We start from the raw sequence: 25,139 nt of genomic DNA, 5'->3' as shown, positions 1-25,139 counted from the left end.
CAACTTTTAAAATAAAACATAACCCGCTGTTTTATAGGCATTTTTAATTTTAAACAATGGCATTGAGAGGTGTCTAGCTAAATTGACTCGTTCGTCATTTCCGCTATTCGTTGGTCAAATTTTTCACGTTCGACCAACACTAAGGCTAATGCATCACGCATTAATTGCTCGGCGTCATTCGCTAGCGGCCCTTGTTGACTAAGGTGCTGACGCCAGCGTTTGGCGCCCGGCTGACCTTGGAATAGGCCTAGCATATGCCGTGCCACATGCCAGCAACGACCACCTTGTTGCAGGTGAGACTCGATATAGGGAATCATTTGTTCAACCACCTGCACTTGTTCGGCGAAACTCGCTACTTGTGCAGTCGGCACGGTCGTTGGATCGTCTAATAGTGCGTCGAAGCACCCCAAGAACGCAGGATTTTGGTAGGCTTCGCGACCGATCATCACCCCATCAACCTGGGTTAAGTGGTTCACTATGTCGGTAGCAGTCGTAATGCCGCCGTTGATCATCAGGTGGAGATCTGGATAACGTTGCTTGGCATGATAGACGCGCTCATATTGCAAAGGTGGTATTTCGCGATTTTGCTTTGGACTTAAACCATTCAGCCACGCTTTACGTGCATGCAAAGTCAAGTACTGACAGCCTGCGGCAGCAATAGTGTCGATAAAACGATAAAGAAAGGCGTCACTGTCATGCTCGTCAATGCCAAGCCGCGTTTTTACCGACACCCGTAACCCAGGCGCCGCTTTTTGCATCGCTGCTACACATGCGGCGACCGTTTCAGGTTCGGCCATGAGGCAAGCACCAAAGCTACCATTTTTCACCCGATCCGATGGACAGCCAACGTTGATATCGACGGCTTGGTAACCCCGCTCATAGGCTCGCGCTGCGCACTCCGCCATTGCTTGCGGATCACTACCTCCAAGCTGCAATACCACGGGCTGCTCGGCAGGATCGAAAGTGAGATGATCATACTTTCCGTGGATTATAGCGCCAGTGGTCACCATTTCAGTGAAAAGCACGGTTTTTTGAGTAAATAACCGATGAAAATACCGACAGTGGCGATCCGTCCAATCTAGCATTGGCGCAATGGCAATACTTGGCGTAGCTAAACTGGGTGTCGATACATCATTCATTTCTATCAACCTAAAGTTCGATGAAGCAGCAAAAGCGGAGCGCGTATTCTACGGTTTCAGCTCCGCTTTGCAAGTGACGACAGTGGTTAATGGCTACGCGGCATCAGCGCTGGTGCGCGCCGCTGCTGGCTCGCCTGTTCGTAAGCATAAGCAGCTTCAATCAGCACAGGTTCACTATTCGCTCCGGCAAAGAAGCTCATGCCTACTGGCATATGCTGTACAAAGCCCATTGGCACGGTAATGTGCGGATAGCCAGCGACTGCAGCTGGTGAACTTGCTGAACCTAAGTAGTGGTCACCGTTGACTAAATCAATTTTCCACGCGGGAGCTGTGGTCGGTGCAACCAAGAGATCCACTTCATATTCGGCTAAGGTCGCATCGATACCGTCTTTACCGGCCGCCTGTTTGGCACGGTCGCGCGCCGTCTCATATTCGCCTTGCTGATCATCGGTGCGCGCGTTTGCCATAGTGAATAGTTCTTGCCCGAAAAACGGCATAATCGCATCCGCTTGTTCACTATTGGCAGCCTCTAAATCGGCTAAACTGCGATACGCCAACTTTGGATGCTGGGCGAGGTACGCGGCCATGTCATATTTAAACTCATGCAACAACACGGTAAATTCGTCTTGGCCCCAATTACGACCGTTACTGAAGCTCGCATCTTCAACCAGTTCAGCCCCGGCGTTGACCAGCACTTGCAACTGTCCTTCGAAGACCATATCAAGACCAGCGTGATAGCCCGTCAATTCGCGCATCACGCCAATGCGCTTGCCAGCGAGGCCATCGTCTTTTAAGTGAGCAGAATAATCGATGCTTACGCTGTAGCTTGCGCTGTCCGCAGCATCTTCGCCGAGCATTGCCTCAAGCATGTAGACCGCGTCACTGACGCTGCGTGCCATAGGCCCAGCACTGTCTTGACTATGTGAAATAGGGATGATGCCACTACGGCTGACTGAGCCAAGTGTCGGTTTAATGGTGACGATACCGTTAATCGCTGCAGGGCAGACCAACGAGCCATCGGTTTCGGTACCGACCGCTAACGGGATTAGATTCGCACTTACTGCAACGGCAGAGCCTGAACTCGAGCCACAAGGGCTGCGAGTGGTATCAAATGGGTTTTTCACTTGTCCACCCACACTACTCCAACCTGAGCTTGATGCCGTTGATCGAAAGTTTGCCCATTCACTCAAATTAGCTTTACCTATGATGATTGCCCCAGCAGCACGCAGTTGCTTGACTAAAAATGCATCTTGGCTCGGTTGATGATCTTTCAACAACAAGGAGCCCGCGGTATTTGCCAAGCCGTCTGCAGTATCAATATTGTCTTTTAACAATACTGGGACGCCGTGCAATGGCCCGCGCGTGGACCCGTCAGCGCGCTCGGCATCCAGTTGCCGCGCGATAGCAAGCGCCTCGTCCAACGGCAATAACTGATTAACGGCTCGTAAGTCGGCGCCGCGACGATTGTGTTGCGCGATTTGCCGGTAATAATGGCGCACGACTTGTTCGGCAGTAAGCTCGCCTGAGTCCATCGCACTTTGTAACTGCTCGACCGTTACCTCGCGAAAATCAAATTCTGGTGCTGCGATAGCTTGGCTTTGCCACGCAAGTCCAGCGCTAAATAGTGTGATAAGTAGTCGGCGGCGACTACGTTTTGCTTTGAGTTGGGTTGTTGTCATTGTTATGCTCCTCTTTACCTTGAGTCTATCCCATAGTTTATTCGCGTGGTAAACTTTGCGACATGACGACAAAAGAAACCGCTCGATTGATTACGAAAGCCGAAAAACTCTGCGAACAACGTGGCGCTAGGCTGACCCCTGCCCGCCGCGAAGTGTTTGAAATCCTCGCTGGCGAAACTGGTGCCGTTGGTGCCTACGACCTGCTCGACAAGCTGAAAGCTGCGGTGCCTAACGCGAAACCGCCGACGATTTATCGCGCTCTTGATTTTTTGCAAGAACAAGGCTTTGTACACAAAATATCGTCGTCGAACAGTTACGTATTGTGTAGCCATTTCGACCACCAGCATCCGGTGCAAATGTTGATTTGCGACAGTTGTGGCACAGTACAAGAGATTCAATCGGAGGGCGTTTACAACGCGCTACGTAAACAAGCCGAGGACCATGGCTTCCGCGTTGAAACACAAACCATTGAAGCCCACGGTATTTGTAGTAACTGCGCTTAAGATGACCGATTAATATTCCGGTCCATCGGGTATCTCATGTTTGGCGAGGTTATCGAAGCGTGAGAATTGCCCTTGGAATTTCAAGGTCACAGTGCCAATGGGGCCGTTCCGCTGTTTCCCTAAAATCACTTCCGCAATATTTTTATATTCCGTCTCTGGATGATAGACCTCATCTCGATAGATAAACATGATCACGTCAGCGTCCTGCTCAATAGAGCCAGATTCACGTAGGTCTGAGTTCACTGGTCGACGGTTCGAGCGTTGCTCCAGTGAGCGGTTGAGCTGGGACAATGCCACCACTGGCACATTCAGCTCTTTCGCTAGGGCTTTCAACGAGCGTGAAATTTCGGCAATTTCCAAGGTGCGGTTTTCCGACATGCCCGGCACCGTCATCAACTGCAGATAATCGACCATGATCATCGATAACCCTCCATGCTCACGATAGACACGCCGCGCCCGCGATCGCACTTCATTGGGGGTTAGCCCCGATGAGTCATCAATAAAAATATTATTGCGTTCTTTTAGAATCGAAATGGTTGAAGCGATACGGCTCCAATCTTCTTCTTTAAGCCGACCATTACGCACCCGGGTTTGATCAACATGACTCAGCGAGGCCATCATCCGCATGATGATTTGTTCTGATGGCATTTCGAGACTAAACACCAACACTGGTTCTTTATATTTCAGTGCAACGTTCTCAACCAAGTTCATGGCAAAGGTGGTTTTACCCATTGACGGTCGCGCTGCAACAATAATCAAATCAGACGGTTGTAGTCCCGCGGTCATACCATCAAGGTCGGCAAACCCCGTCGCTTTACCCGTCACGCCATTCGGATCTTTGCTGCGACTGAGCTCGTCAATGCGATCTACGGTGCGCTGCAAAATAGGCGCAATGGCTTGCGGGCCGTCGTCATTATTCATCCGCTTTTCAGCAATATTGAAAACTTTACGCTCTGCGAAATCTAATAATTCTTGGCTGGTCCGATTTTGCGTATCAAAGCATGACTCGGTGATTTCGTTCGACACAGCAATCATTTCGCGCAGTACCGCGCGTTCTCGCACAATTTGCGCATAGGCGCGAATGTTCGCAGCACTCGGCGTGTTTTTAGCAATCTCTCCCAAATAAGCAAAGCCGCCGATGTCTTGTAGTTCACCTGCGCTTTCCAGATCCTCCGATACAGTCACTAAGTCTATCGGTTGGTTGCGCTCGGTAAGGCGGTGCATGGCTTGGAAGATCAATTTGTGACCACGATGATAAAAATCATCGGCAATGATCTCGCCAGCGATGTTATCCCAAGCCTGATTATCTAGCATTAATCCGCCCAACACAGATTGTTCAGCTTCAATTGAATGCGGCGGGGTTTTCATTGCCGCTAATTTAGCGTCAGAACGGGATTGTTTCTCGGGGCGATTTGCGGCCATGCGACTCTCAGGTGATTAACGACGAATGGGTAAGACTATACAAAAAGCTGGCGACATAAGAAAGCGGATCGCACTGCGATCCGCTTCTACTTCATCATTTACTTGGTTGGCTTGCTTAATTTTTCTGCAATACGATGTCGCCACTCATACTGGTAAGTTCCACCCGCGCCGAACCGTCACCTAGTTCGGTTGTCAGTGATGCACCTGTGCCCCACTCTGATTCGTCGACGCGCGCGTCATTGAGGCGATTTTCGATACTACCGCCGCCGCTCACTTCAGCTTCGATACGCGCATTGAGCGCACCAGTTAAAGTGAGTTTTGCATCACCGCTGACTGAGTTTGCTTCGATACGACCATTTGCAGCAAGTGCTGTGCGGGCCTCGAGATCTCCACTTACCGACTTAATTTGCAGCGTATCAACTTCTTGCAGGTGTAACTTCACATCGCCCGAGACACTCTCAGCGGTTACATGGCGTGCCACTGTATCAGCCGTCACATCGCCGCTAGTAGAGCGATAGGAGACACGGGTTGCTTGGCTCTCTTCATCGCTAACATCACCACTGACGCTTTTTAAATCAACCTCACCGGCTAGGCGTTCGCCATCAACGTCGCCACTCACTGTACTTAAGCGAATACGGCCGTTCAAATCATCCGCCTCGATGTCACCACTGACCGTGTTGACCCGCACATCACTGCTGAAGTTTTTCACGTCAAAGTCAGTCGAAACACCGTTCACCTCTAACATGGCTGATAGCGGTAAACGAATCGTGAGTTCTGTTTCTTCATCACCGCTAAAATTGCCGCGCTCGGGCATCTCAACCTTGATGGTCAAATTGCTGCCATTTAGTTCAAAGGTGAAGCCGGTCGCGTATTCGTCAAGCTTGCCTTTGACATCGGCGTAATCAATGTCAGCACCTAAAATATCGATGTCACCACGCAGGTTGTCGACACTCACCACGACGTTGCTTGGCACTTGCAGGCGCTGATCGACGCTTTCTTGTTTGGCTTGCGCTGGCAGCATAACTAAGCTTAAGGCTGCAGTTAGCATAACTTTATTCAATGTTTGCATGGTCTTTTTCCTCGTTTAAATCTGTTGCAGTTGTTTACTGTTGCTAACGGTAAATTGGGACGACAAAAGTTCGAGCTCTTTGTCGTACAACCACTGTAGTAATTGCCACAGCGCTTGATTATCGGGTTCAGCCACGAGCTGTGCACTGACGGTTTGAATACTGGTGCGCAGTTGTTGCAACTCTGCATCGACATAGCTACTGGTTTGCTGCATACCAACGGTTTGATAATGCGTGACCAACTGTTGTCGTTGTTGCTCATGTTGCTGATTTAACATGGTTAGCAAGGCAACTTGTGGTGCTTGTTGCGCTAACTGCGGTGATTGCATTCCGTAAAACGTTACGCCACCGACCGCTAACACCAAACAAGCAGCTGTCGCCCAAGTGAGTGCTAACCAAGAGCGACGCTGCGGCTTGTCAACGACGCGCCGCTGCAAGTGGTGCTCAATGCCTGGCCATAAATCGCGGCTGGAACGCGGTTGCATATCGTCCTCGCGGGCAGCGTTAATCAACTGGTCAAGCGACTGTTGCGGTGTTTGTTTACTCATGGCTTAACCACTCCTCTAACATCGTTCGCGCGCGGTGCACCTGTGCTTTACTGGTGCCCACCGCTATACTTAATTCTTGCGCGACATCTTCGTGTCGCAGCCCTTCGATGCAGTGTAAGACGAACACCGCACGGGTCTGCGGCGGTAACCGCAGCAGTAATCGGTCGAGCGTACCCAGGTCAGGTGCTTCATTGTGCGTCAACTGCTCGGCGTAGTCGCTCGCGTCCGTCAATTGCAAGTGCTGCCAATTCCGTTGCTTGCGCAGTTCACTAATCGCCACGCGGGTTGCAACCGTATGCAACCAAGTGCTGAATTTACTCTCGCCACGAAAGCTATCTATCACGTCCCACAGCTTGATAAAGACTTCCTGGGTCAGGTCTTCTGCCATCGCGTTGTCACCGGCCAAGCGCCAAACCAATGCATAGATCTTGCGTTGGTGACGCTCGAAAAGTTGCTGAAAGGCATTAATATCGCCCTTCGCTGCCGCCTTGACCAGATCCGCATCGGGGTCCTGAAAGCTGTTGTGGGTTAAAACTTGTGCCGTCACATCGCATCCCTTTCTTGTTCTTGCTAGATGAGTCGCAGATTCTCTGTCAAAGGTTTACAGCGTGCTGAAAAAAAGCAAAAAAAAACCGCAATCTGTTTCCAGACTGCGGCTTCTTTAAGCTGTTTGCCAGACTACTTAGTCAGCAGCAACTACTTGCAACTTCACTGTTGCGAATACGTCGGCATGCAAGTGCAATTCGATTTCGTATTCGCCAGTTTCACGCAAGGTACCGTTTGGCAATAATACTTCGCTCTTCTGCACTTCAACGCCTGCAGCAGTTACTGCATCAGCGATGTCACGCGTACCGATTGAACCAAACAATTTACCTTCGTCACCAGCTTTAGAGCTGATCACAACTGGGTCAAGTGCGTTTACTTTTTCTGCACGCTCTTCAGCAGCAGCTAAATCAGCAGCGATTTTCGCTTCTAATTCTGCGCGGCGTTCTTCGAATGCTTTTACGTTCGCGTCGGTTGCAGGAACTGCTTTACCTTGTGGGAACAAAAAGTTACGTGCATAGCCAGACTTAACAGATACTTGGTCACCCAAGCTACCTAAGTTGGCGATTTTGTCTAATAGAATGATTTCCATTGTTCGCTACCTCTGAGTTTCTGAGATCGTTCGCGATGCCGGCTTACTGATGTGAATCAGTGTAAGGCAGCAACGACAAATAACGTGCACGTTTTATGGCACGCGCCAACTGACGCTGGTACTTCGCTGAAGTGCCAGTGATGCGGCTAGGAACGATTTTGCCACTCTCAGTGATGTAGTTTTTCAGAGTAGCGATATCTTTGTAATCAATCTCTTTTACGCCTTCAGCCTTAAAGCGGCAGAATTTACGGCGACGGAAAAAACGAGCCATGATGGTCTCCTCAAATCTTCACAAGTTGCTGGGCATGTAGCACAAGTCTGGGGTTACCATTGCGATCTTCTACGCGTTGTAAAAAACCACTGACTTGTAATTGCATCCCAACGGTCAAATCAGGTTCCCATTGCTGAGCGAGTTCCCCGCTAATCACGACTTGTATGCGAACATACGCGTTACGCGGGAGTCCTGCCTCGAATTGCTGCGAACGATGTTCGAGCATAAATCGCACATGGCGAATTCCAGCTGGACTTTGTGTGACTTTCGGTGGCTGCAGTAGCACTCCACCTAACTCAAACTTATTACTTAACTCCACAATAGGTTGACGTTAGCAAACCAGCTTACGCTGCTTCGTTATCGCCTTGTTCTTCGTTGCGGCTATCACCTTTACGCTCTTCTTTCTTAGTCAGAGGAGACGCTTCAGTCACAGCTTCTTTTTTACGCATGATCATGTTGCGCAGAACTGCATCGTTGTAACGGAAAGCTGTTTCCAACTCTTCGACAACTTCAGCTGACGCTTCAATGTTCATCAACACGTAATGTGCTTTGTGCAACTTGTTGATTGGGTAAGCCAATTGACGACGGCCCCAGTCTTCCAGACGGTGGATGGTGCCGTTACCTTGTTTGATCGTTTCGCTGTAGCGCTCGATCATACCAGGTACTTGCTCGCTCTGGTCCGGATGGACCATGAATACGATTTCATAATGACGCATTTCTGCTCCTTATGGTTCATAGCTACTGATTGGCTCAGTCACACCGCAGCAGCAAGGAACGCTTTCTTTTAGTGAATTAACATCAGACTGATTTAAGCGGCGGGAGTGTAGCTGATTTTTCGCGCGATCACAAGCCAGCGCGGGCAGTTTCGCCGTTTTCGACGAGATCAATCAGCACTTTCACGAATTGCTCTGGTAATGCACCTTGGGCAGCGGGCGGCCCCTGTACTTTGAAGCGTTGCTCGGACGCTGCTTGTGGCGTCAATAGACGACCGTTAATCACCAACTGCTCAGCCACTTCTACACTGACGGTCAGTTGCCAGGCGTAAGCGGCAGGTTGCTCAACTAAGCGCCACTCATGGCGTTGTTCAATGCGCTGCTGCAAATCAAAGAGCACATCATCAAGTTCAGGTGTTGTCGCCTCTTCGTAAATGACATAAAGCTGCGGTTTATTGGTGCGGTCACCCGGCGCAAACTCACCTGTAGGAAGCCATGCCAATGCCAACAGCACCATCACGATAATGGACAGAATGATTGGACGTAGACGCAGTAATGGCATCTTTTTCACTCAATTACCCCTGCTGATTTTGGCGTTGGCGTACCGCTTCGAACAAGCAAACACCGGTTGCCACCGATACGTTCAGACTCGAAACTGTTCCTAGCAATGGAATCTTGATCAGTTCGTCACAGGTTTCGCGGGTCAGGCGGCGCATACCGTCGCCCTCTGCCCCCATGACCAAAGCAACGGGTCCCTTTAAATCGACTGCATAAACCGATTGCTCTGCTTCACCAGCAGTCCCCATCACCCATACTTGTAATTCTTGTAACTGCTTCAAGCCCCGAGCTAAATTGGTGACTTGCACTAATGGCATGGTTTCCGCGGCCCCGCAGGCGACTTTACGCACCGTTGGATTGAGACTGGCAGATTTATCTTTAGGAACAATCACAGCGGTCACACCGGCCGCATCCGCAGTACGCAAGCAAGCACCTAAGTTATGTGGATCAGTCACCCCATCGAGAACTAAAAATAATGCCGGACCTTGGCTTTTCTGAATCAAATCAGGTAGGTCATTGTCACTTAATAGCGGTGCCTCTTGAGCGACGATGATAACCCCTTGATGATTGCCACCCTCGGCTTTTTTATCAAGCGTTTGTTTCGGTACAAACTGTGCGCGCAAACCCAGTTTTTGGGCCTGTTGAATCAGTTGTTGCAGGGTTTGATCTTGACGCTCACGCTGCGCAAATATTTCAATGATGCGCTCTGGATGACGCTCCAATAGCGCACGCACTGCATGTAAGCCGAAAACCATTACTTTCTTACTCATACGACCGAGTTACCTTTTCTTTTTGCCTTTCATCGCTTTGCGCTTGGCTTCGACTTTCGCGCGCTTGGCTTTGACATGAGCTCTCTTTTGCTGTTTGTTCTTTTTCCGTGGCGGTTGTTGCCCGGCTTTGTCGCCTGCGGCTTCATCTTTTTTCCAGCCACCCGCCATGCGGTCTTTACCGGCAGGACTTTCTGCGGCAAGTAGCGCTAAATCGATTTTGCGCTCGTCAAGATTGACGCTGCGAACGCGAATGCGCACTTTATCACCAAGGCGATAGACGCGGCGGCTATTCTCGCCGATCAGCAAGTGTTTTTCATTATCAAAATGATAGTAATCGTTATCTAGGCTACTTACGTGAATCAAACCATCAATGTGCAAATCGTCGATACGAATAAATAGACCAAAATTGGTGACCGAGGCGATGACACCACCGAACTCTTCGCCAATATGGTCTTGCATGTACTCGCACTTGAGCCACTCATCAACCTGACGAGTCGCATCATCAGCACGGCGCTCTGTCATTGAGCAATGTTCGCCGAGTTCATCAAGTTGCTCGTCTGGGTACATCCACGCCCCTTCCAGAGCCTTACTCGGGCCTTGCTGCTTTTTCAACAACGACTTAATAGCGCGATGTAAAACTAAATCCGGATAACGCCGAATAGGTGACGTGAAATGGGCATATTCATCAAGTGCCAAACCAAAATGTCCGGCATTGTCAGGACTGTAAACAGCCTGCTGCATCGAACGTAACAGCATGGTCTGAATCAGCTCCGCATCAGGCCGTTCGCGCACTTGTTCAAGCACTTCGGCATAATCAGCGGGACTCGGATCGTCACCGCCTTTCAAAGTCAGCCCAAGTTCACTTAAAAAACTGCGGAAATTGGTCAGGCGCTCACTTGCTGGTGGCTCGTGCACACGGAACAAGGCTCCGGCTTCATCGTGCTCTTCAATCAGGCGCGCGGTAGCTACGTTGGCCATAATCATACATTCTTCAATGATGGTATGGGCGACGTTGCGACGCACCGGTTCAATGCTTTCAATTTTGCGCTCAGCATTGAAAATAAACCGCGTTTCTAAGGTTTCAAATTCAATTGCATGACGAGATTGACGGGCACGTTTCAATACTTTAAACAAATTGTGCAGTTCTTCTACGTTACCGAGTACATGGTCATACTCTCGACGTAACTTCGGATCGCCATCAAGCATCGCCGCAACCTTGGTATAAGTTAAGCGGGCATGAGATTTCATCACTGCCGGATAAAACTTACTGTGTTGCAACTTGCCATGGGCTGAAACTTTCATTTCAGCCACCATACACAACCGATCGACATCTGGGTTGAGAGAGCACAAACCGTTCGACAGCTTCTCGGGCAGCATTGGCACCACGAAATTCGGGAAATAAACCGAATTACCGCGTTCTAGTGCGTCTTTATCAAGCGCCGTATTGGGTCGCACGTAATAACTGACATCGGCTATTGCCACCCACAAGCGCCAGCCATCGCCTTCGCGTTCGGCACAAACCGCATCATCAAAGTCGCGCGAATCTTCGCCATCGATGGTGATAAGTTTCAAATCGCGTAAATCAATACGGTCTTCATAAGCTTCTTCAGGCACAGTTTCGGCAACACGGGCAACTTCTTGCTCCGTTTTAGCACTCCACTCAGTTGGAATATCATGCTCGCGAATAGCAATTTCGATTTCCATACCCGGCGCCATATGTTCGCCTAGTATCTCAACCACTTCACCAATGGGGCTGGTGCGGCGGTTCGGTCGATGAGTAACTTTAACCACCACAATCTGGCCATGCCGAGCGCCATTACGTGCCTCTTCTGGCACTAAAATATCTTGGTTAAGGCGACTATCGTCTGGCACCACAACACCAAGGTCGTGATCAATAAAGAAGCGCCCAACAATATTACCTTCACGGGGTTCTATGACACGTACGATGCGTCCTTCGCGACGCCCTTTACTATCTTTGCCCTGTTCTTGCACCAGCACACGGTCGCCGTGCATAACTGCATACATCTGATTCGGTGCAATAAATAAATCGGTACCGCCTTCGTCTGGCTTACAGAAACCAAAGCCATCACGGTGGCCGATGATGCGACCTTTAATTAAGTTCATGCGGCTGGGTAAACCATAAGCGTTGGCTTTGGTATAGATGAGTTGACCGTCACGCTCCATCGCACGAAGCCGACGTTTAACGCCAATGTGCTGACGCTCATCGGTCAATTTGAAGCGTTCAATAATTTCTTCGAACGTGGTTGGTTTCAGACGCGCTTCGACAGCTTCTAGCAGTTGTTCACGCGACGGAATCTCAACCTCGTATTCAGGTTGTTCGTGCGTATCTTGATTTGTTTCTTTAGTCATATTACCTCGAGGTAAACTCACGTTGATTCGTGTGTTTCCGATGTGCTTAAGCATAACAGAGAATTGCGATAAACACCGCATGCACAGGATGGTAACAAGCTTTAGAAGATGTAAACCAAGCGTTGGTCAAACTATACCAGTGTATACCAGCTAGTTTTAACAGCTCACAATAGATGGGTTATGTTTAAGATATTGATTTTAATGGTGCCGAAGGGGGGACTTGAACCCCCACGCTGTTACCAGCGGCGGATTTTGAATCCGCTGCGTCTACCAATTCCGCCACTTCGGCTTGAAGATTTGACATGTGTGTCGGTAGTGCGAGGCATTATACGCAAGCTAAGTTTCCGATCAAGAAAATTTATTGGGATTTTGACTGTTCGGCTAAAACATGAACAAATCGGCTCGATTGCATTACATACAGGCGCTTTTCTTGCCTCTTTGGTGGCCATCAAGGATAATCATCAAGCATCGATTAACTCGGAGTGGTCATGACCGTACAAAGTATTTCGCAACAATTACACGCCTCGTTCCCAAGTGCCTCATTTTGGCGCCGCTTGGCCGCGTGGGTCTACGATTTACTCGTGGCCGTCGCCATTATCATGCTGGCGTCAGGTCTAGCACTTGGTTTCGCAGCTTTGTTGACCACAACAGGTGCCGTCACTTTGCCAGAAGGCATGGACCATGCTGCATGGCTCAACAACTCGCCGCTCTACAGCCTCTATATTCTTGGCATTCTGGGCCTGTTCTTTGGTTGGTTTTGGTCTCGCAGCGGACAAACGCTCGGTATGCGTGCATGGCGTTTAAAGGTGCAACAACGAGATGGCTCGCTCATCACCAAAAAGCAAGCCTTCATTCGGGTACTGACCTGCGCATTTGGTATTGGCAACCTTTGGGTGCTGGTCGATTTTAAAAATCGCCGCGCCTGGCATGATTATGCCGCCGGTACTGAAATGGTTACGCTCTCCAAAGAAGCGAATCAATTGTATTACTGGAAAGAATTACGCTAACTTCCACGCCGCTGCATCATCCACAGCGCAGCGCCAGCAAACAGCAAACTGGGTAAGGCAGCGCCTGCCATTGGTGGTAGCTGATAGACCTGTGCTAACGGCCCGAAAATCTCGTTGCTGACATGAAACCCAAAGCCAGTCACAACCCCAAGAATAATGCGCGCCCAAATTGTGGTTGAACGCAGTGGACCAAAAATAAATGACAACGCCACCAGCAACATCACCGCCACAGTGAGTGGCGCTAGTAACTTACGCCAGAGCGCCAGTTCATAGCGTTCGCTAGCTTGTTGGTTGGCGTACAAATAATCCAGATAATCAAGCAAGCCTGATATCGACAGTGCCTCTGGCTTTACCGTAACAACACCCAGTTTATCGGGGGTAAGAGAGGACTCCCAAACATAACGAGGGAGATTCTCTTGATCAATTTTTTCCAAGGAAAATTGTGTTTTCGTGACCTCGTTCAACACCCACTGGCCATTCTGAAACACTGCGGTCGCGCCAAATAATACAGAGGTAAGTTGGCGCTGTGCATCAAATTCGTAAACCGTCAGATCACGCAGTCGGCCCGTGTCCTCAACTTCCGCGATATTCACGAAATTGGTACCGTCCTTAGCCCATACCCCTTGTTGGGCGGAGATCAAACTGCCACCAGAGATTGCCGAAGCTCTAAGTTCACGCCCCTGCGCTTCCATTTGCGGAGCAACCCACTCGCCCATCGCCATCACCGCCAACATCATCACCACGGCTGCTTTCATTACCGAACTAACAATGTTTAAGCGTGAACGACCGGCAGCTAACATCACTACCAACTCTGAGTTGCTCGCCAACATCCCCATGCCGATAAGGCCGCCGAGCAAGGCTGCCATAGGGAAAAATACTTCAATATCGCGCGGTAGGCTGTACAGCACAAACAGGCCTGCATCGGCCACCGAATAAGTGCCACGTCCAACTGATTTGAGCTGCTCAACAAAGCGAATTAGTGAAGACAAACCCGCTAACACGGCCAAACTCAGCAACGAAGTCACTAACACTGAGCGCATGATGTAGCGGTCTAAAATGGTGAATTTCAGCATCTTAAGACCTCCGCAACTGCGCTAACAAACGCAAACCAAACGGCCGGCCTTTGCCCACCAAGATAAGTCCAAAAAGCAACAACAACACATGAATCCACCACAAGCCTATCCAAGCAGGAATAGCTCCGTCAGCAACGGCTGAACGTGCGGCCATCAACAACAAGAAATAGCCGAGGTAAATCAACAGTGCCGGTGTCATGCGCGCAAACTTGCCTTGACGTGGGTTAACGCGACTTAAAGGTACCGCAATCAGCGTCAGTAGCGGCATTGCTAGAGGGATTGCAACGCGCCATTGCCATTCCGCCGCAGCTTCAGGGTTATTCTCTCGCCACAATTCTGTGGTTTCATAGGCTTCTAATTTGCGAATGTACTCAGTCGTCTCTTGCTCTTTGATCTGCAACTGGTAATTACCAAACTCCATCACCTGATAATCGCTATCTTCGCCACTGCGGGCGTAACGCGTGCCGCGATTCAACACCAACTGTTGTGAACCGCTTTCATTCGCCACCACATTGCCGGTATCTGCCATGACGACACTACCGCCGATCACACGATTATTTTCATCACGTAAAGACTGGGCAACGAAAACTTCATCAAGCTCACCGGTCTCAGTCAGACCTTGCACGAAAATAACCGCTTTTTGGTTGCTCGCCTGTTGGAAGCGGCCCGGCATGATGACCGAAAGCCCTGAATCTGAGCGCGCGCGTTCTTCGACTTGCCGCTCTTGCTCGAGCGACCAAGGCACCAGCCACAAAGTTAGAGTTGCAGTGATAATGGCAAGAATGGTTGCTAACACCAGGGTCACTCGGGTGACATACCACTCACTGACACCACAGGCATGCAGTACCGTCATTTCGTTGTCCGCATAAATGCGGCCATGGGCCAACAAGATTCCCAAAAAAAGGCTTAACGGTAGTATCAGCGCCGCCAGCGCGGGTAGATTCAGGCCGAGTAATTTGATCACCAATTCGCCGGGGATTTCGCCAGCTGAGGCGTCTGCGAGCACCCGAACAAATTTTTGGCTGACAAAAATGGTCATCAAGACCGCTAAAACAGCGATCTGAGATTTAAAGGTTTCTCGCATTAAATAGCGGAATATACGCACTAGTGACCACTCTTAACTTTGGTTTTTGCTGGAAAATACGCAATTTTTCAGTAAACTTGTCGTTTTACCAAGAATTATTCTATGGCAGCCCTAACCTGTCAACCGCAGAAAACAGGAGCACCTATGGAGTTTAGCGTCAAAAGCGGCAGTCCGGAAAAACAACGTTCTGCCTGTATCGTCGTCGGAGTTTTCGAACCACGCCGTTTATCTGGTGTGGCTGAACAACTCGACGCTGTCAGTGAAGGCTATCTCAGTAACCTTCTTCGCCGCGGTGATCTCGAAGGCAAAGCCGGACAGGTTTTACTGCTCCACCACGTTCCTAATATTCTCAGCGAACGCGTTTTGCTCGTCGGCTGCGGTAAGGAACGTGAACTCGATGAACGTCAGTATAAACAAATTATCGAGAAAACCATTCATACTTTGAATGAAACAGGTTCAATGGAAGCGGTTTGTTTTCTCAGTGAGCTGCATGTTAAAGGTCGTGATACCTACTGGAAAGTCCGTCAAGCGGTCGAAGCAGCACAAGCTGGCTTATACACTTTTAACCATTTAAAAACGCGCAAGGAAGAGCCACGTCGGCCGTTGCGCAAGCTGGTATTTAACGTCCCAACACGGCGCGAGCTTCCAGTGGGCGAAAAAGCAATTCAACACGGTTTGGCCGTGAGTAAAGGCATGAATGTCTGTCGCGACGTTGCCAATATGCCACCGAACATCTGTACGCCACGCTACTTAGCCGAGCAAGCCGAGCAAATGGCGGGGCATTACGACAAGCTGTCATTCAGTGCCGTCGACGAAGCGCAGATGGCGGAGCTTGGCATGAATGCGTATCTTGCGGTCGGACGCGGTTCAGAACATGAGTCAGTACTCACGTTATTGCACTACCAAGGCGCGGCTGATGACGTTGCACCGATCATTTTGGTCGGCAAGGGTCTTACCTTTGATGCCGGTGGTATTTCCATCAAGCCGTCAGCCAACATGGATGAAATGAAATACGACATGGGTGGCGCAGCCTCAGTTTTGGGTGCGATGCAGACCTTAGCGGAGCTGAATCTGCCGATCAATGTTATCGGTGCTATTGCCGGCTGTGAAAACATGCCTGACGGTAAAGCTTATCGCCCTGGTGATGTACTCACGACCATGAGCGGACAAACCGTAGAAGTGCTGAACACCGATGCGGAAGGGCGCCTCGTGCTGTGCGATACACTCACTTACGTTGAGCGTTTCAATCCAGACACTGTGGTCGATATTGCCACCTTAACCGGGGCTTGTATCATTGCCCTTGGGCACCATGCCAGTGGCTTGATGAGTAGTCACAACCCGTTGGCTCATGAATTACTGAGCGCGGCGGAACAAAGTGGTGATCGGGCATGGCGTTTACCGTTATGGGATGAGTATCAAGAAGCGCTGGAGAGTCCATTTGCCGATATGGCCAACCTCGGTGGCCGTGACGCTGGCACTATTACCGCGGCTTGCTTCTTATCACGGTTTACCAAGAAGTATCATTGGGCGCACCTAGATATTGCAGGTACTGCATGGCGGAGCGGCGCGAAAAAAGGCGCAACTGGACGTCCAGTGCCGCTGTTAACGCAATTTCTCTTGAACCGCGCGGGTTCTGGGCAGCAGGATTAAGCTTATGGTGCACGGCATTTTTTACGTCATGGATGGCGTTGCCGAACAACAGCAACTGCCGTTATTGTGCCAAGTGATCGCCGAACGCTGGCGTGAGCTTGGCAGCGTTCGCGTGTGGTGCGCTGATAAAGCGCAAGCTGAAGCGCTAGATGAACTGCTCTGGCAACGTCCAGCTGATGCATTTATCCCACACAACCTAGCCGGCGAAGGACCACCGCAAGGCGCACCGGTTGAGCTGTGCTGGCCTGAAGCTGCGGTTGCGACGCGACGCTGTAAAGTCATCGTCAACTTAATGCCAACAGCACCGCAATTTGCCGGGGCACAGTTGATCATCGATCAAGTACCCAATGCTGACGCGCAGCGCCAACTAGCGCGTGAAAGATTTAAATGGTATCGCCAGCAAGGCGTTAACCTGAGTACCGTAAACGCGGTAGAATTAGCAACAACCAATTAATTAACGTCGTGAAGGTTTCGCATGGACAAAACGTATTCGCCACATGCTATTGAGCAAGCGCTCTATGAAAAATGGGAGCAGGCAGGTTATTTCAAACCCTCCGGCCAAGGCAGCAGCTACTGCATTATGATCCCACCGCCGAACGTGACCGGCAGCTTACATATGGGACATGCTTTTCAGCACACCATTATGGACACCCTCACCCGCTACAAGCGGATGGATGGTCACAATACGCTCTGGCAAGTGGGTTCAGACCACGCTGGTATCGCTACTCAAATGGTGGTCGAGCGGCAGTTGGCGGCACAAGGCATCAACCGCACGGATATGAGTCGTGATGACTTTATTGAGAAAGTGTGGGAGTGGAAAGCGCAATCCGGTGGCACTATTACCAGTCAAATGCGTCGCCTCGGTGACTCGGTCGACTGGGACCGTGAGCGTTTCACTATGGACGAAGGTTTATCGAACGCGGTTAAAGAAGTCTTTGTGCGCTTGCACAAGGAGAACTTAATTTACCGTGGTAAGCGCCTAGTCAATTGGGATCCGAAGTTGCAAACCGCAATTTCTGACCTCGAAGTGGAAAATAAAGAGCAACAAGGTCATATCTGGCATTTGCGTTACCCACTTGCGGACGGCGCGCAAACTGCGGATGGTAAAGATTACCTAGTGGTTGCAACGACACGCCCTGAAACCATGCTCGGTGACGTGTGTGTCGCTGTGCACCCAGACGATGAACGCTATCAAGCTTTAGTGGGTAAGTTTATCGAGTTACCATTGGTCAAGCGTCGCATTCCTATTATTGCCGACAGCTATGTCGATCAAGAATTTGGTACCGGTTGCGTGAAAATCACCCCGGCCCATGACTTTAACGACTATGAAATTGGCAAACGGCATCAAATGGCGATGATTGCAGTGCTTGATGATCACGCCAAAGTGCGTCACCAAGCAGGTTTGTACACCGCAACGGGTGAGGCTATTGACGCCATTGACGGCTTCGATGGTACCTTGCCAGCAGCATACCAAGGCTTAGATCGTTTCGATGCTCGCAAACAAGTGGTTGCTGACTTTGAAGCGGCCGGCTTACTCGACAAAGTCGAGAAGCACACCAACAAAGTTCCTTATGGTGACCGTGGCGGTGTGCCAATTGAGCCGCATCTGACCGATCAATGGTATGTGCGCGTCGCCCCACTTGCTGAAGTCGCCACTAAAGCAGTAGAAGACGGCGACATCCAGTTTGTGCCAAAACAATACGAAAATATGTACTTTGCTTGGATGCGCGACATCCAAGACTGGTGTATTTCACGCCAACTATGGTGGGGTCACCGCATTCCTGCATGGCACGACGATAACGGGAATGTTTACGTCGGCCGCGATGAAGCAGAAGTACGCGCCGAACATAATCTGGATGCGCAGGTGAATTTGCGCCAAGACGATGACGTTTTGGATACTTGGTTTTCGTCAGCCCTCTGGACCTTCTCGACCTTGGGGTGGCCGGAAAACACCGACGATTTGCGCACCTTCCACCCGACCGATGTACTGGTCACAGGTTTTGACATCATTTTCTTCTGGGTTGCGCGCATGATCATGATGACCATGCACTTCTTAAAAGACCAAGATGGCAAACCGCAAGTGCCGTTCAAAACCGTCTACGTTACCGGTTTGATCCGTGACGAAGAAGGACAAAAGATGTCGAAGTCGAAAGGCAACGTGCTGGATCCGCTCGACATGATTGATGGAATCGATCTCGAAACCTTGGTGGCGAAACGCACGGCCAACATGATGCAGCCGCAACTCGAAGCAAAAATTGCTAAACGTACCCAAGCACAATTCCCTGAAGGCATCACCGCTCATGGTACCGATGCGTTGCGCTTTACCCTTGCCGCCCTGGCTTCAACTGGGCGCGATATCAACTGGGACATGAAGCGCCTCGAAGGCTATCGGAACTTCTGTAACAAGCTCTGGAACGCAAGTCGCTACGTACTCATGAACACCGAAGAACAGGATTGCGGTGTGCAAGGCGGCGACATGCAGCTATCACTCGCTGATCAGTGGATCATCGAATGTTTCAACGATACGGTGAAACAGTTCCGCCATGCGCTCGATAACTATCGTTTCGACCAAGCGGCGGCGATTGCTTATGAGTTCACTTGGAACCAGTTCTGCGACTGGTATCTGGAACTGACTAAGCCGGTGCTGTTTAACGGCTCTGAAGCTGAGTTACGTGGCACGCGCAATACGCTGGTGACCATTCTCGAGCAGCTCTTGCGCTTATTGCACCCGCTGCTGCCATTTATCACTGAAGAGATTTGGCAGCGTGTTGCCCCGCTTGCAGGCGCACTCACTGGCACTAAAGGCGACACCATCATGTTACAGGCATACCCGCAGCCGCAGCCGGAGCGCTTTGCGAATGCCCGTGATGACATGGAATGGTTGAAGCAAGTGATTGTTGGGATCCGCAATATTCGTGGCGAAATGAATCTATCGCCGAGCAAACCATTACCGGTATTGATTGCCAATGCCGATGACACTGCTCGTACGCGGTTAGAGCAAAATGCCAATTTCTTGAGTGCGTTGGCAAAGCTAGAGTCGCTGGAATTCTTAGCCACAGTCGATGATGCGCCAGCTTCAGCAACGGCATTGGTTGGACGTATGGAGATTCATATTCCAATGGCGGGTCTCATCGATACCGCGGCCGAATTGGCGCGGCTCGATAAGGCACTGGAAAAAGCCGAGAAAGAAGTTGCCATGTTTGCGCGCAAGCTAAGTAACGAAAACTTCGTCGCGAAAGCACCAGAAGACGTTATCGCAAAAGAGCGCGAGAAGCTGCAAAACGCTGAAGAGACATTGCAGCAATTACAGCAACAACGGGCGAAAATTGCGGCGCTATAACAGCAGCGCCGCAACCACTGCCACTAATGCAGCAAGCATTGGAATCAATACGGTGACCACAAAGATGTCTTTATAGGCTTCTTTGTGGCTCAACCCCATCAGCGTAAACAGCGCAATCACTGCCCCCGAATGCGGCAACGAATCTAAGCCACCCGCAGCTAGGTTGGCAATCCGATGCAATAACTCCGGCGCTACCCCATCAGCTAGATATTCTGGAGCAAGACTCGACATAAAGATTTGTAGACCACCAGAGGCTGAAGCAGTGACCCCTGAAATCAAGTTGGCCGAGACAAAAACAGACAACAACGAAGGTATTTCTAAGCCAAGCAACCACCCAGCAAATTCATGAAAACCGCTGGTTTGAATGACCACCCCTCCGAAACCAATCACCGCTGCGGTATTAATCAATGGCAGCATTGCATCATCGACACCGCGCCCTGCTGCCGTAACAAACTGTCCACGCAATGGTGCAAACAATAACCAACAGCTTAAGCTACCGACTAATAAAGCAAAACTCGCCCATAGTACCGGCTGACCGGCGGCAAAACTCTGCCATTCATAGGCCAAACCAAAGCTTTGCAGTAGTCGTGGCAGCACTATGGTAGCTAACACAATGACCACAGGTGCAATTGAACGCAGTAGACTCGGTAGGTGAGCATCATCGCTGGGTGCTAACGCGGCCATTTGCTGATCTTTATCATTGGCCACATAGTTTTCTCCATTGGCAACGGCGCGACGCCATTGCCACTGTAGATACCACATACCGACAAACATCATCACTAAGGCCGCAACAATCCCCAGCCAACCACCGGCAAAGAGATCCGTACCCAAACTACGAGCCGCGATGACGTTGTGAATAGAAGGCGTTCCTGGCAACGCTGTCATAGTAAAAGTGCCCGCACCTAGCGCGATAGCAGCAGCATAGATGCGCCGTGGGATGTTTGCCGTGCGCATCAGCGTGACGCCAATCGGATACATAGTAAACATCACGACAAAGACCACCACACCGCCGTAGGTTAGCAGTGCGCAGACGAGCATAGCGATCCACAAGGCTTGCCGTTGGCCGAGCCGTCGGGCAATCCCCATAGCAACACCTTGAGCCGCATGGCTGGTGGCCATGACCCGTCCAAACAAGCCACCACATAAGAACAGCAGTAGGAAGTTGCCAGCAAAACTAAAAGCGCCAGAAGCGCCAAATGGGAAGTGTTTAAGAAAAACATCGGCGATAGGAATGCTGTTGGTAAGACCGATCAATAAAATCGACAGCAACACCGCGAGCAGGATGTTGACACCGCGCAGCGCCAACCAAATAAGTAGCGCCACGCCGGCAATAAGACCTAAATCTGCAATCATGAGAACGCCCCTAGTTATTGTTATTGGGGGCTCGGCGACGTGCTGACTACTTATTCTTCTTCGTCGTCACCGTAATACGTGCCCCAGCCATCGTATTCGACCCCGGTGGCTTTGGCAATATCGTTCACTTGTTGAGCTTGTTCAATCAGTTGCGCTTCATCTAACGGCAATTCGCTAAGCGCCGCAAATGCAAACCACCGCGTGCCATCGTCGAGCTCGAACTCGTCGGCGTCATCAACGTGAAAACCAAGTTTCACTAATTCTACAGCGGCTTTCTCGAGTTTGGTAAAATCGGGGCTCGCTAGGTGATGCTCAATTGGAAAATCAACATCTGCAGGCGCACCATCGTCTAACAAAGCAGCCACAGTTTCGGTTGTTTGTTGTTGAATTTCGTCTTTACTCATGGTCATTATTTTGACTCCTCGGCAAGCGCCAGTTCGTGGTCAAGTTCGCTAATTTTGCTGCGCATTGCTTCATGACATTTTGCTACCAATGCGCGCACACTGTCACCAGAATAGCCTGAGGTGTCAATGGCGGGAAGCATCTCAATAATCACTTTGCCGTTGTTCCAACGATTCAGTTTGATCCGCCCATGTAGATTTGACACACAGATCGGTACGATAGGTACTTCCGCTTGCAGTGCCGTGCGAAAAGCTCCGGTTTTAAACGGCAGTAATCCCCGACCATAACTTCGTGTTCCTTCTGGGAACAACAATACCGAGATCTTTTTCTGCCGAATCGCTTGTGCTGCCTGATCAATGGTGCCGCGCGCCCGACCGGTATTTTTGCGATCGATAAGAATGTTACCGGCCAGCCAATACAACCAACCGAAAAAGGGGATCCACTTCAGGCTTTTCTTGCCGATACTCACCGAACGTTTCGGCATTGCCCGGCTGAGGGTGAAAATATCATAGGTATTCTGATGGTTCGCGATATAGACGTACGGGCCTTTATCTTCTATCCCTTCAGGCTCACGAATTTCAAGCTCAACACCTAAGATGCGGTGCATGCGACCGTACCAGTGCGCCCAAAACGGCGTGTTGTTAGGGTGAAATGGCCGTAAGGCACAGGCGATAACGCCAACAATGGCGGATAGGACAATAAACAAGCCTAATAAAAGTATACGTACAACAGCGAGCATGCAGTCTCCTTATGATTGCAGCTCGCTAGTATACCTGTTTTACACCAAAAAAACGTCCGATCAGTCTTGGCTTTCGACCACAATCGCATCAACGCGCTGCAAACCACGCGGTAACTTGTTGCCACGACGTCCGCGCTCACCGCGATAATGTTCAAGATCTGCTGGTTTCAACGTCAGCTTGCGCTTGCCTGCCAGCAAGGTGATCGCGGCATCGCCAGGAACGACGTTGGTCGCCACCACATACTCTTCACGGGATTGTGCTCGCAATGCCGGAATACTTATCATCTTGTTGCCCTTACCTTTGGCTAATTCAGGCAAATCGGCAACTGGGAAGATTAACATTCGGCCTTCGTTAGAAACCACCACCAACATGTCATTCTCGAGTGATTCAACTTTGTTCGGTGGCAAAATTTTCGCACCCGTTGGCAGGTTTAAGATAGCTTTACCATTCTTATTACGACTCACCAAATCAGCAAATTTACAGACAAAACCATAGCCCGCATCAGAGGCTAACAAATAACGCTGCTCATCTTTAGCCATCATCACCTGATCAATGGTTTCACCAGAAACCAGGCTAAAGCGCCCGGTTAATGGCTCACCTTGCGTGCGTGCCGACGGCAACAAATGGGCTTCACAGGAGAAGCTCCGGCCGGAACTATCGAGGAACACCACTTGCTGATTACTCTTGCCTTGCGCGCTGGCTAAGAAGCTATCACCAGATTTGTAGGCGAGGCTAGTACCATCAACATCGTGCCCTTTAGCTGCACGTACCCAGCCTTTTTGCGACAGCACCACGGTGACCGGTTCAGCAGGTGTCAAGTCACGCTCGCTGAGTGCTTTGGCTTCTTCGCGCTCAATCAGCGGTGAACGGCGATCGTCACCATACTTCTCGGCGTCAGCTAGAATTTCTTTGCGAATAAGCGTTTTCAGACGACGATCAGAGCTTAATAATAACTCAAGCTGCTCGCGCTCTTTCTCTAGCTCGTCTTGTTCGCCTTTAAGCTTCATTTCTTCGAGTTTCGCCAAATGCCGTAATTTCAACTCAAGAATTGCTTCAGCCTGGGTTTCCGTCAGTTGGAAGCGCTTCATTAACTCAGCTTTAGGCTCATCCTCATAGCGAATGATGGCAATCACTTCGTCGATATTCAGATACGCAATCAACAAGCCTTCTAGGATGTGCAAGCGCGCCAAGACTTTATCTAGGCGATGCTGCAAGCGGCGCACAACTGTTTGCTGACGGTACTGCAACCATTCTTTTAACACATTCAGAATCGGTTTAACTTGAGGACGACCGTCTAGGCCGAGCATGTTCAAGTTAACGCGGTATTGTTTCTCGAGGTCGGTGGTCGCGAACAAGTGTTGCATCATTTGCTCAATATCAACACGATTGGAGCGCGGCACGACGACTAATCGCGTGGGGTTTTCATGGTCGGACTCATCACGCAAATCCGATACCATTGGCAATTTCTTCGCTTGCATTTGTCCAGCGATTTGCTCCAACACCTTGGCGCCAGAAGCTTGATGCGGTAACGCATAAATCACCACTTCACCGTCTTCCAACGCATATTTGGCGCGCATCCGAATACTGCCGCGACCTGACTCATAGAGCTTCACGATTTCATCGTGCGGTGTGATGATTTCAGCATCAGTCGGGTAATCGGGACCACGTAAGTGTTCCATGATCTCAGTTAAATCAGCGCTTGGTTTTTCGAGCAGCAACGCGCAAGCATGAGCGACCTCACGTGCATTGTGCGGCGGAATATCCGTCGCCATGCCAACCGCAATGCCGGTCACACCATTGAGTAGAATGTGTGGCAAACGGGCCGGCAGTATCCGCGGCTCTTTCATAGTGCCATCAAAGTTGGGCACCCAATCTGAAGTTCCCTGCCCTAACTCGCTAAGCAGTACCTCGCTAAAGCGAGATAGCCGCGCTTCGGTATAGCGCATCGCAGCAAAGGATTTGGGATCATCCGGAGAGCCCCAGTTACCTTGCCCGTCAACCAACGGGTAGCGATATGAAAACGGTTGCGCCATCAGCACCATAGCTTCATAGCAAGCGCTGTCACCATGCGGGTGAAATTTGCCGAGCACGTCACCGACCGTACGCGCTGATTTCTTATACTTTGCTAGCGCCGAAAGCCCTAGCTCCGACATGGCATAAATGATCCGCCGTTGGACCGGCTTCAAGCCGTCACCAATGTGTGGCAAGGCGCGGTCCATAATGACGTACATGGAATAGTTTAAATACGCATCTTCGGTAAAACGGCGTAACGGAATGCGTTCGACAATGTTGGTATCCATCGACATGCTCGTATT

The 25,139-nt window shown here is 50.3% G+C and carries 24 protein-coding genes and 1 tRNA gene; 5 read left to right on the top strand and 20 right to left on the bottom strand.

Features of this window, described 5'->3' with window-relative positions; translation table 11 throughout:
* Positions 1–77 precede the first annotated feature (77 nt).
* Both dusA and ACJ8W9_RS00360 read right to left on the bottom strand, forming a co-directional pair.
* Positions 78–1,139, bottom strand: coding sequence for a tRNA dihydrouridine(20/20a) synthase DusA (gene dusA / locus ACJ8W9_RS00365; protein ID WP_411357974.1), 1,062 nt, complete (start codon positions 1,137–1,139; stop codon positions 78–80).
* 86 nt (positions 1,140–1,225) lie between these two features.
* Entirely contained in the window at positions 1,226–2,818 is a 1,593-nt protein-coding gene (locus ACJ8W9_RS00360) for an amidase (RefSeq protein ID WP_411357973.1), read from the bottom strand.
* 62 nt (positions 2,819–2,880) lie between these two features.
* Between ACJ8W9_RS00360 and zur the strand changes: the two genes are divergently transcribed.
* Complete coding sequence (gene zur, locus ACJ8W9_RS00355; protein WP_411357972.1) at positions 2,881–3,321, top strand: zinc uptake transcriptional repressor Zur; 441 nt, start codon at positions 2,881–2,883, stop codon at positions 3,319–3,321.
* A gap of 9 nt (positions 3,322–3,330) precedes the next feature.
* Here the strand turns inward: zur and dnaB are convergent, their stop codons facing one another.
* From dnaB to ACJ8W9_RS00295, 12 genes are all read right to left on the bottom strand, one after another.
* On the bottom strand, positions 3,331–4,743 hold the full coding sequence (gene dnaB, locus ACJ8W9_RS00350; RefSeq protein ID WP_411357971.1) for a replicative DNA helicase: 1,413 nt from the start codon (positions 4,741–4,743) through the stop codon (positions 3,331–3,333).
* A gap of 115 nt (positions 4,744–4,858) precedes the next feature.
* Positions 4,859–5,812, bottom strand: coding sequence for a DUF4097 family beta strand repeat-containing protein (locus tag ACJ8W9_RS00345; protein WP_411357970.1), 954 nt, complete (start codon positions 5,810–5,812; stop codon positions 4,859–4,861).
* A 15-nt stretch (positions 5,813–5,827) separates the two neighbouring features.
* The gene (locus ACJ8W9_RS00340; RefSeq protein ID WP_411357969.1) at positions 5,828–6,358 is read right to left on the bottom strand and encodes a hypothetical protein; all 531 of its coding nucleotides are present in this window, start codon (positions 6,356–6,358) and stop codon (positions 5,828–5,830) included.
* Positions 6,351–6,905: an RNA polymerase sigma factor gene (locus tag ACJ8W9_RS00335; protein ID WP_411359891.1), complete on the bottom strand. Its 555-nt coding sequence runs from the start codon at positions 6,903–6,905 to the stop codon at positions 6,351–6,353. The genes ACJ8W9_RS00340 and ACJ8W9_RS00335 overlap by 8 nt, the downstream gene beginning before the upstream one ends.
* Positions 6,906–7,040: 135 nt before the next feature.
* Complete coding sequence (rplI, locus tag ACJ8W9_RS00330; protein WP_411357967.1) at positions 7,041–7,493, bottom strand: 50S ribosomal protein L9; 453 nt, start codon at positions 7,491–7,493, stop codon at positions 7,041–7,043.
* A gap of 43 nt (positions 7,494–7,536) precedes the next feature.
* A complete protein-coding gene (rpsR, locus tag ACJ8W9_RS00325) occupies positions 7,537–7,764 on the bottom strand; it encodes a 30S ribosomal protein S18 (protein WP_006956988.1) in 228 nt (75 codons plus the stop codon).
* Between the two features lie 10 nt (positions 7,765–7,774).
* Positions 7,775–8,083 (bottom strand): primosomal replication protein N, encoded by a 309-nt coding sequence (priB, locus tag ACJ8W9_RS00320; RefSeq protein ID WP_411357966.1) that lies wholly within the window; start codon positions 8,081–8,083, stop codon positions 7,775–7,777.
* A gap of 25 nt (positions 8,084–8,108) precedes the next feature.
* Positions 8,109–8,480, bottom strand: coding sequence for a 30S ribosomal protein S6 (gene rpsF, locus ACJ8W9_RS00315; RefSeq protein ID WP_411357965.1), 372 nt, complete (start codon positions 8,478–8,480; stop codon positions 8,109–8,111).
* Positions 8,481–8,607: 127 nt separating this feature from the next.
* Positions 8,608–9,048, bottom strand: coding sequence for a hypothetical protein (locus ACJ8W9_RS00310; RefSeq protein ID WP_411357964.1), 441 nt, complete (start codon positions 9,046–9,048; stop codon positions 8,608–8,610).
* Between the two features lie 4 nt (positions 9,049–9,052).
* Positions 9,053–9,805 (bottom strand): 23S rRNA (guanosine(2251)-2'-O)-methyltransferase RlmB, encoded by a 753-nt coding sequence (rlmB, locus tag ACJ8W9_RS00305; RefSeq protein WP_411357963.1) that lies wholly within the window; start codon positions 9,803–9,805, stop codon positions 9,053–9,055.
* A gap of 9 nt (positions 9,806–9,814) precedes the next feature.
* Positions 9,815–12,175, bottom strand: a complete 2,361-nt coding sequence (gene rnr / locus ACJ8W9_RS00300; RefSeq protein ID WP_411357962.1) for a ribonuclease R — start codon at positions 12,173–12,175, stop codon at positions 9,815–9,817.
* Between the two features lie 202 nt (positions 12,176–12,377).
* Positions 12,378–12,464, bottom strand: a tRNA-Leu gene (locus tag ACJ8W9_RS00295).
* A 199-nt stretch (positions 12,465–12,663) separates the two neighbouring features.
* On the opposite strand from ACJ8W9_RS00295, the gene ACJ8W9_RS00290 reads away from it, so the two are divergent.
* Positions 12,664–13,182 carry an RDD family protein gene (locus ACJ8W9_RS00290; RefSeq protein WP_411357961.1) on the top strand — a complete coding sequence of 173 codons (519 nt, stop codon included), beginning with the start codon at positions 12,664–12,666 and terminating at the stop codon, positions 13,180–13,182.
* Here the strand turns inward: ACJ8W9_RS00290 and lptG are convergent.
* Together lptG and lptF are read right to left on the bottom strand one after the other, a co-directional pair.
* A complete protein-coding gene (gene lptG / locus ACJ8W9_RS00285) occupies positions 13,179–14,255 on the bottom strand; it encodes an LPS export ABC transporter permease LptG (RefSeq protein WP_411357960.1) in 1,077 nt (358 codons plus the stop codon). The two genes, ACJ8W9_RS00290 and lptG, sit on opposite strands and share 4 nt — an antisense overlap.
* A gap of 1 nt (position 14,256) precedes the next feature.
* Positions 14,257–15,360 (bottom strand): LPS export ABC transporter permease LptF, encoded by a 1,104-nt coding sequence (lptF, locus tag ACJ8W9_RS00280; RefSeq protein ID WP_411357959.1) that lies wholly within the window; start codon positions 15,358–15,360, stop codon positions 14,257–14,259.
* A 123-nt stretch (positions 15,361–15,483) separates the two neighbouring features.
* On the opposite strand from lptF, the gene pepA reads away from it, so the two are divergent.
* The 3 genes from pepA to ACJ8W9_RS00265 are packed head-to-tail and all read left to right on the top strand — an operon-like array spanning position 15,484 to position 20,329.
* Positions 15,484–16,989 carry a leucyl aminopeptidase gene (gene pepA / locus ACJ8W9_RS00275; RefSeq protein WP_411357958.1) on the top strand — a complete coding sequence of 502 codons (1,506 nt, stop codon included), beginning with the start codon at positions 15,484–15,486 and terminating at the stop codon, positions 16,987–16,989.
* Positions 16,990–16,993: 4 nt separating this feature from the next.
* A complete protein-coding gene (locus ACJ8W9_RS00270) occupies positions 16,994–17,443 on the top strand; it encodes a DNA polymerase III subunit chi (RefSeq protein WP_411357957.1) in 450 nt (149 codons plus the stop codon).
* Positions 17,444–17,464: 21 nt separating this feature from the next.
* Complete coding sequence (locus ACJ8W9_RS00265) at positions 17,465–20,329, top strand: valine--tRNA ligase (protein ID WP_411359886.1); 2,865 nt, start codon at positions 17,465–17,467, stop codon at positions 20,327–20,329.
* Here ACJ8W9_RS00265 and ACJ8W9_RS00260 read toward each other — a convergent pair.
* Genes ACJ8W9_RS00260 through parC form a run of 4 tightly spaced genes read right to left on the bottom strand, consistent with a single transcriptional unit; the run spans position 20,324 to position 25,130 of the window.
* On the bottom strand, positions 20,324–21,682 hold the full coding sequence (locus tag ACJ8W9_RS00260) for a GntP family permease (protein WP_411357955.1): 1,359 nt from the start codon (positions 21,680–21,682) through the stop codon (positions 20,324–20,326). The genes ACJ8W9_RS00265 and ACJ8W9_RS00260 overlap by 6 nt on opposite strands.
* 50 nt (positions 21,683–21,732) lie before the next feature.
* Positions 21,733–22,086, bottom strand: coding sequence for a ribonuclease E inhibitor RraB (gene rraB / locus ACJ8W9_RS00255; protein WP_411359268.1), 354 nt, complete (start codon positions 22,084–22,086; stop codon positions 21,733–21,735).
* A 5-nt stretch (positions 22,087–22,091) separates the two neighbouring features.
* Positions 22,092–22,823, bottom strand: a complete 732-nt coding sequence (locus tag ACJ8W9_RS00250; protein WP_411357954.1) for a 1-acylglycerol-3-phosphate O-acyltransferase — start codon at positions 22,821–22,823, stop codon at positions 22,092–22,094.
* Between the two features lie 60 nt (positions 22,824–22,883).
* Positions 22,884–25,130: a DNA topoisomerase IV subunit A gene (parC, locus tag ACJ8W9_RS00245; RefSeq protein ID WP_411357953.1), complete on the bottom strand. Its 2,247-nt coding sequence runs from the start codon at positions 25,128–25,130 to the stop codon at positions 22,884–22,886.
* Between the last annotated feature and the right edge of the window lie 9 nt (positions 25,131–25,139).

The organism is Pseudidiomarina salilacus (genome assembly GCF_047323925.1).
GTDB lineage: Bacteria > Pseudomonadota > Gammaproteobacteria > Enterobacterales > Alteromonadaceae > Pseudidiomarina > Pseudidiomarina salilacus.
This window is presented reverse-complemented; position numbering and strand designations above follow the sequence as displayed.

Coding starts and splice junctions, on each gene's coding strand:
- ACJ8W9_RS00250 (WP_411357954.1), bottom strand. CDS start 22,823: ATGCTCGCTGTTGTACGTATACTTTTATTAGGCTTGTTTATTGTCCTA.
- rnr (WP_411357962.1), bottom strand. CDS start 12,175: ATGACTAAAGAAACAAATCAAGATACGCACGAACAACCTGAATACGAG.
- rpsR (WP_006956988.1), bottom strand. CDS start 7,764: ATGGCTCGTTTTTTCCGTCGCCGTAAATTCTGCCGCTTTAAGGCTGAA.
- ACJ8W9_RS00265 (WP_411359886.1), top strand. CDS start 17,465: ATGGACAAAACGTATTCGCCACATGCTATTGAGCAAGCGCTCTATGAA.
- pepA (WP_411357958.1), top strand. CDS start 15,484: ATGGAGTTTAGCGTCAAAAGCGGCAGTCCGGAAAAACAACGTTCTGCC.
- ACJ8W9_RS00340 (WP_411357969.1), bottom strand. CDS start 6,358: ATGAGTAAACAAACACCGCAACAGTCGCTTGACCAGTTGATTAACGCT.
- ACJ8W9_RS00360 (WP_411357973.1), bottom strand. CDS start 2,818: ATGACAACAACCCAACTCAAAGCAAAACGTAGTCGCCGCCGACTACTT.
- lptG (WP_411357960.1), bottom strand. CDS start 14,255: ATGCTGAAATTCACCATTTTAGACCGCTACATCATGCGCTCAGTGTTA.
- rlmB (WP_411357963.1), bottom strand. CDS start 9,805: ATGAGTAAGAAAGTAATGGTTTTCGGCTTACATGCAGTGCGTGCGCTA.
- dnaB (WP_411357971.1), bottom strand. CDS start 4,743: ATGGCCGCAAATCGCCCCGAGAAACAATCCCGTTCTGACGCTAAATTA.
- rraB (WP_411359268.1), bottom strand. CDS start 22,086: ATGAGTAAAGACGAAATTCAACAACAAACAACCGAAACTGTGGCTGCT.
- rplI (WP_411357967.1), bottom strand. CDS start 7,493: ATGGAAATCATTCTATTAGACAAAATCGCCAACTTAGGTAGCTTGGGT.
- ACJ8W9_RS00345 (WP_411357970.1), bottom strand. CDS start 5,812: ATGCAAACATTGAATAAAGTTATGCTAACTGCAGCCTTAAGCTTAGTT.
- dusA (WP_411357974.1), bottom strand. CDS start 1,139: ATGAATGATGTATCGACACCCAGTTTAGCTACGCCAAGTATTGCCATT.
- rpsF (WP_411357965.1), bottom strand. CDS start 8,480: ATGCGTCATTATGAAATCGTATTCATGGTCCATCCGGACCAGAGCGAG.
- ACJ8W9_RS00260 (WP_411357955.1), bottom strand. CDS start 21,682: ATGATTGCAGATTTAGGTCTTATTGCCGGCGTGGCGCTACTTATTTGG.
- ACJ8W9_RS00270 (WP_411357957.1), top strand. CDS start 16,994: ATGGTGCACGGCATTTTTTACGTCATGGATGGCGTTGCCGAACAACAG.
- zur (WP_411357972.1), top strand. CDS start 2,881: ATGACGACAAAAGAAACCGCTCGATTGATTACGAAAGCCGAAAAACTC.
- parC (WP_411357953.1), bottom strand. CDS start 25,130: ATGTCGATGGATACCAACATTGTCGAACGCATTCCGTTACGCCGTTTT.
- ACJ8W9_RS00290 (WP_411357961.1), top strand. CDS start 12,664: ATGACCGTACAAAGTATTTCGCAACAATTACACGCCTCGTTCCCAAGT.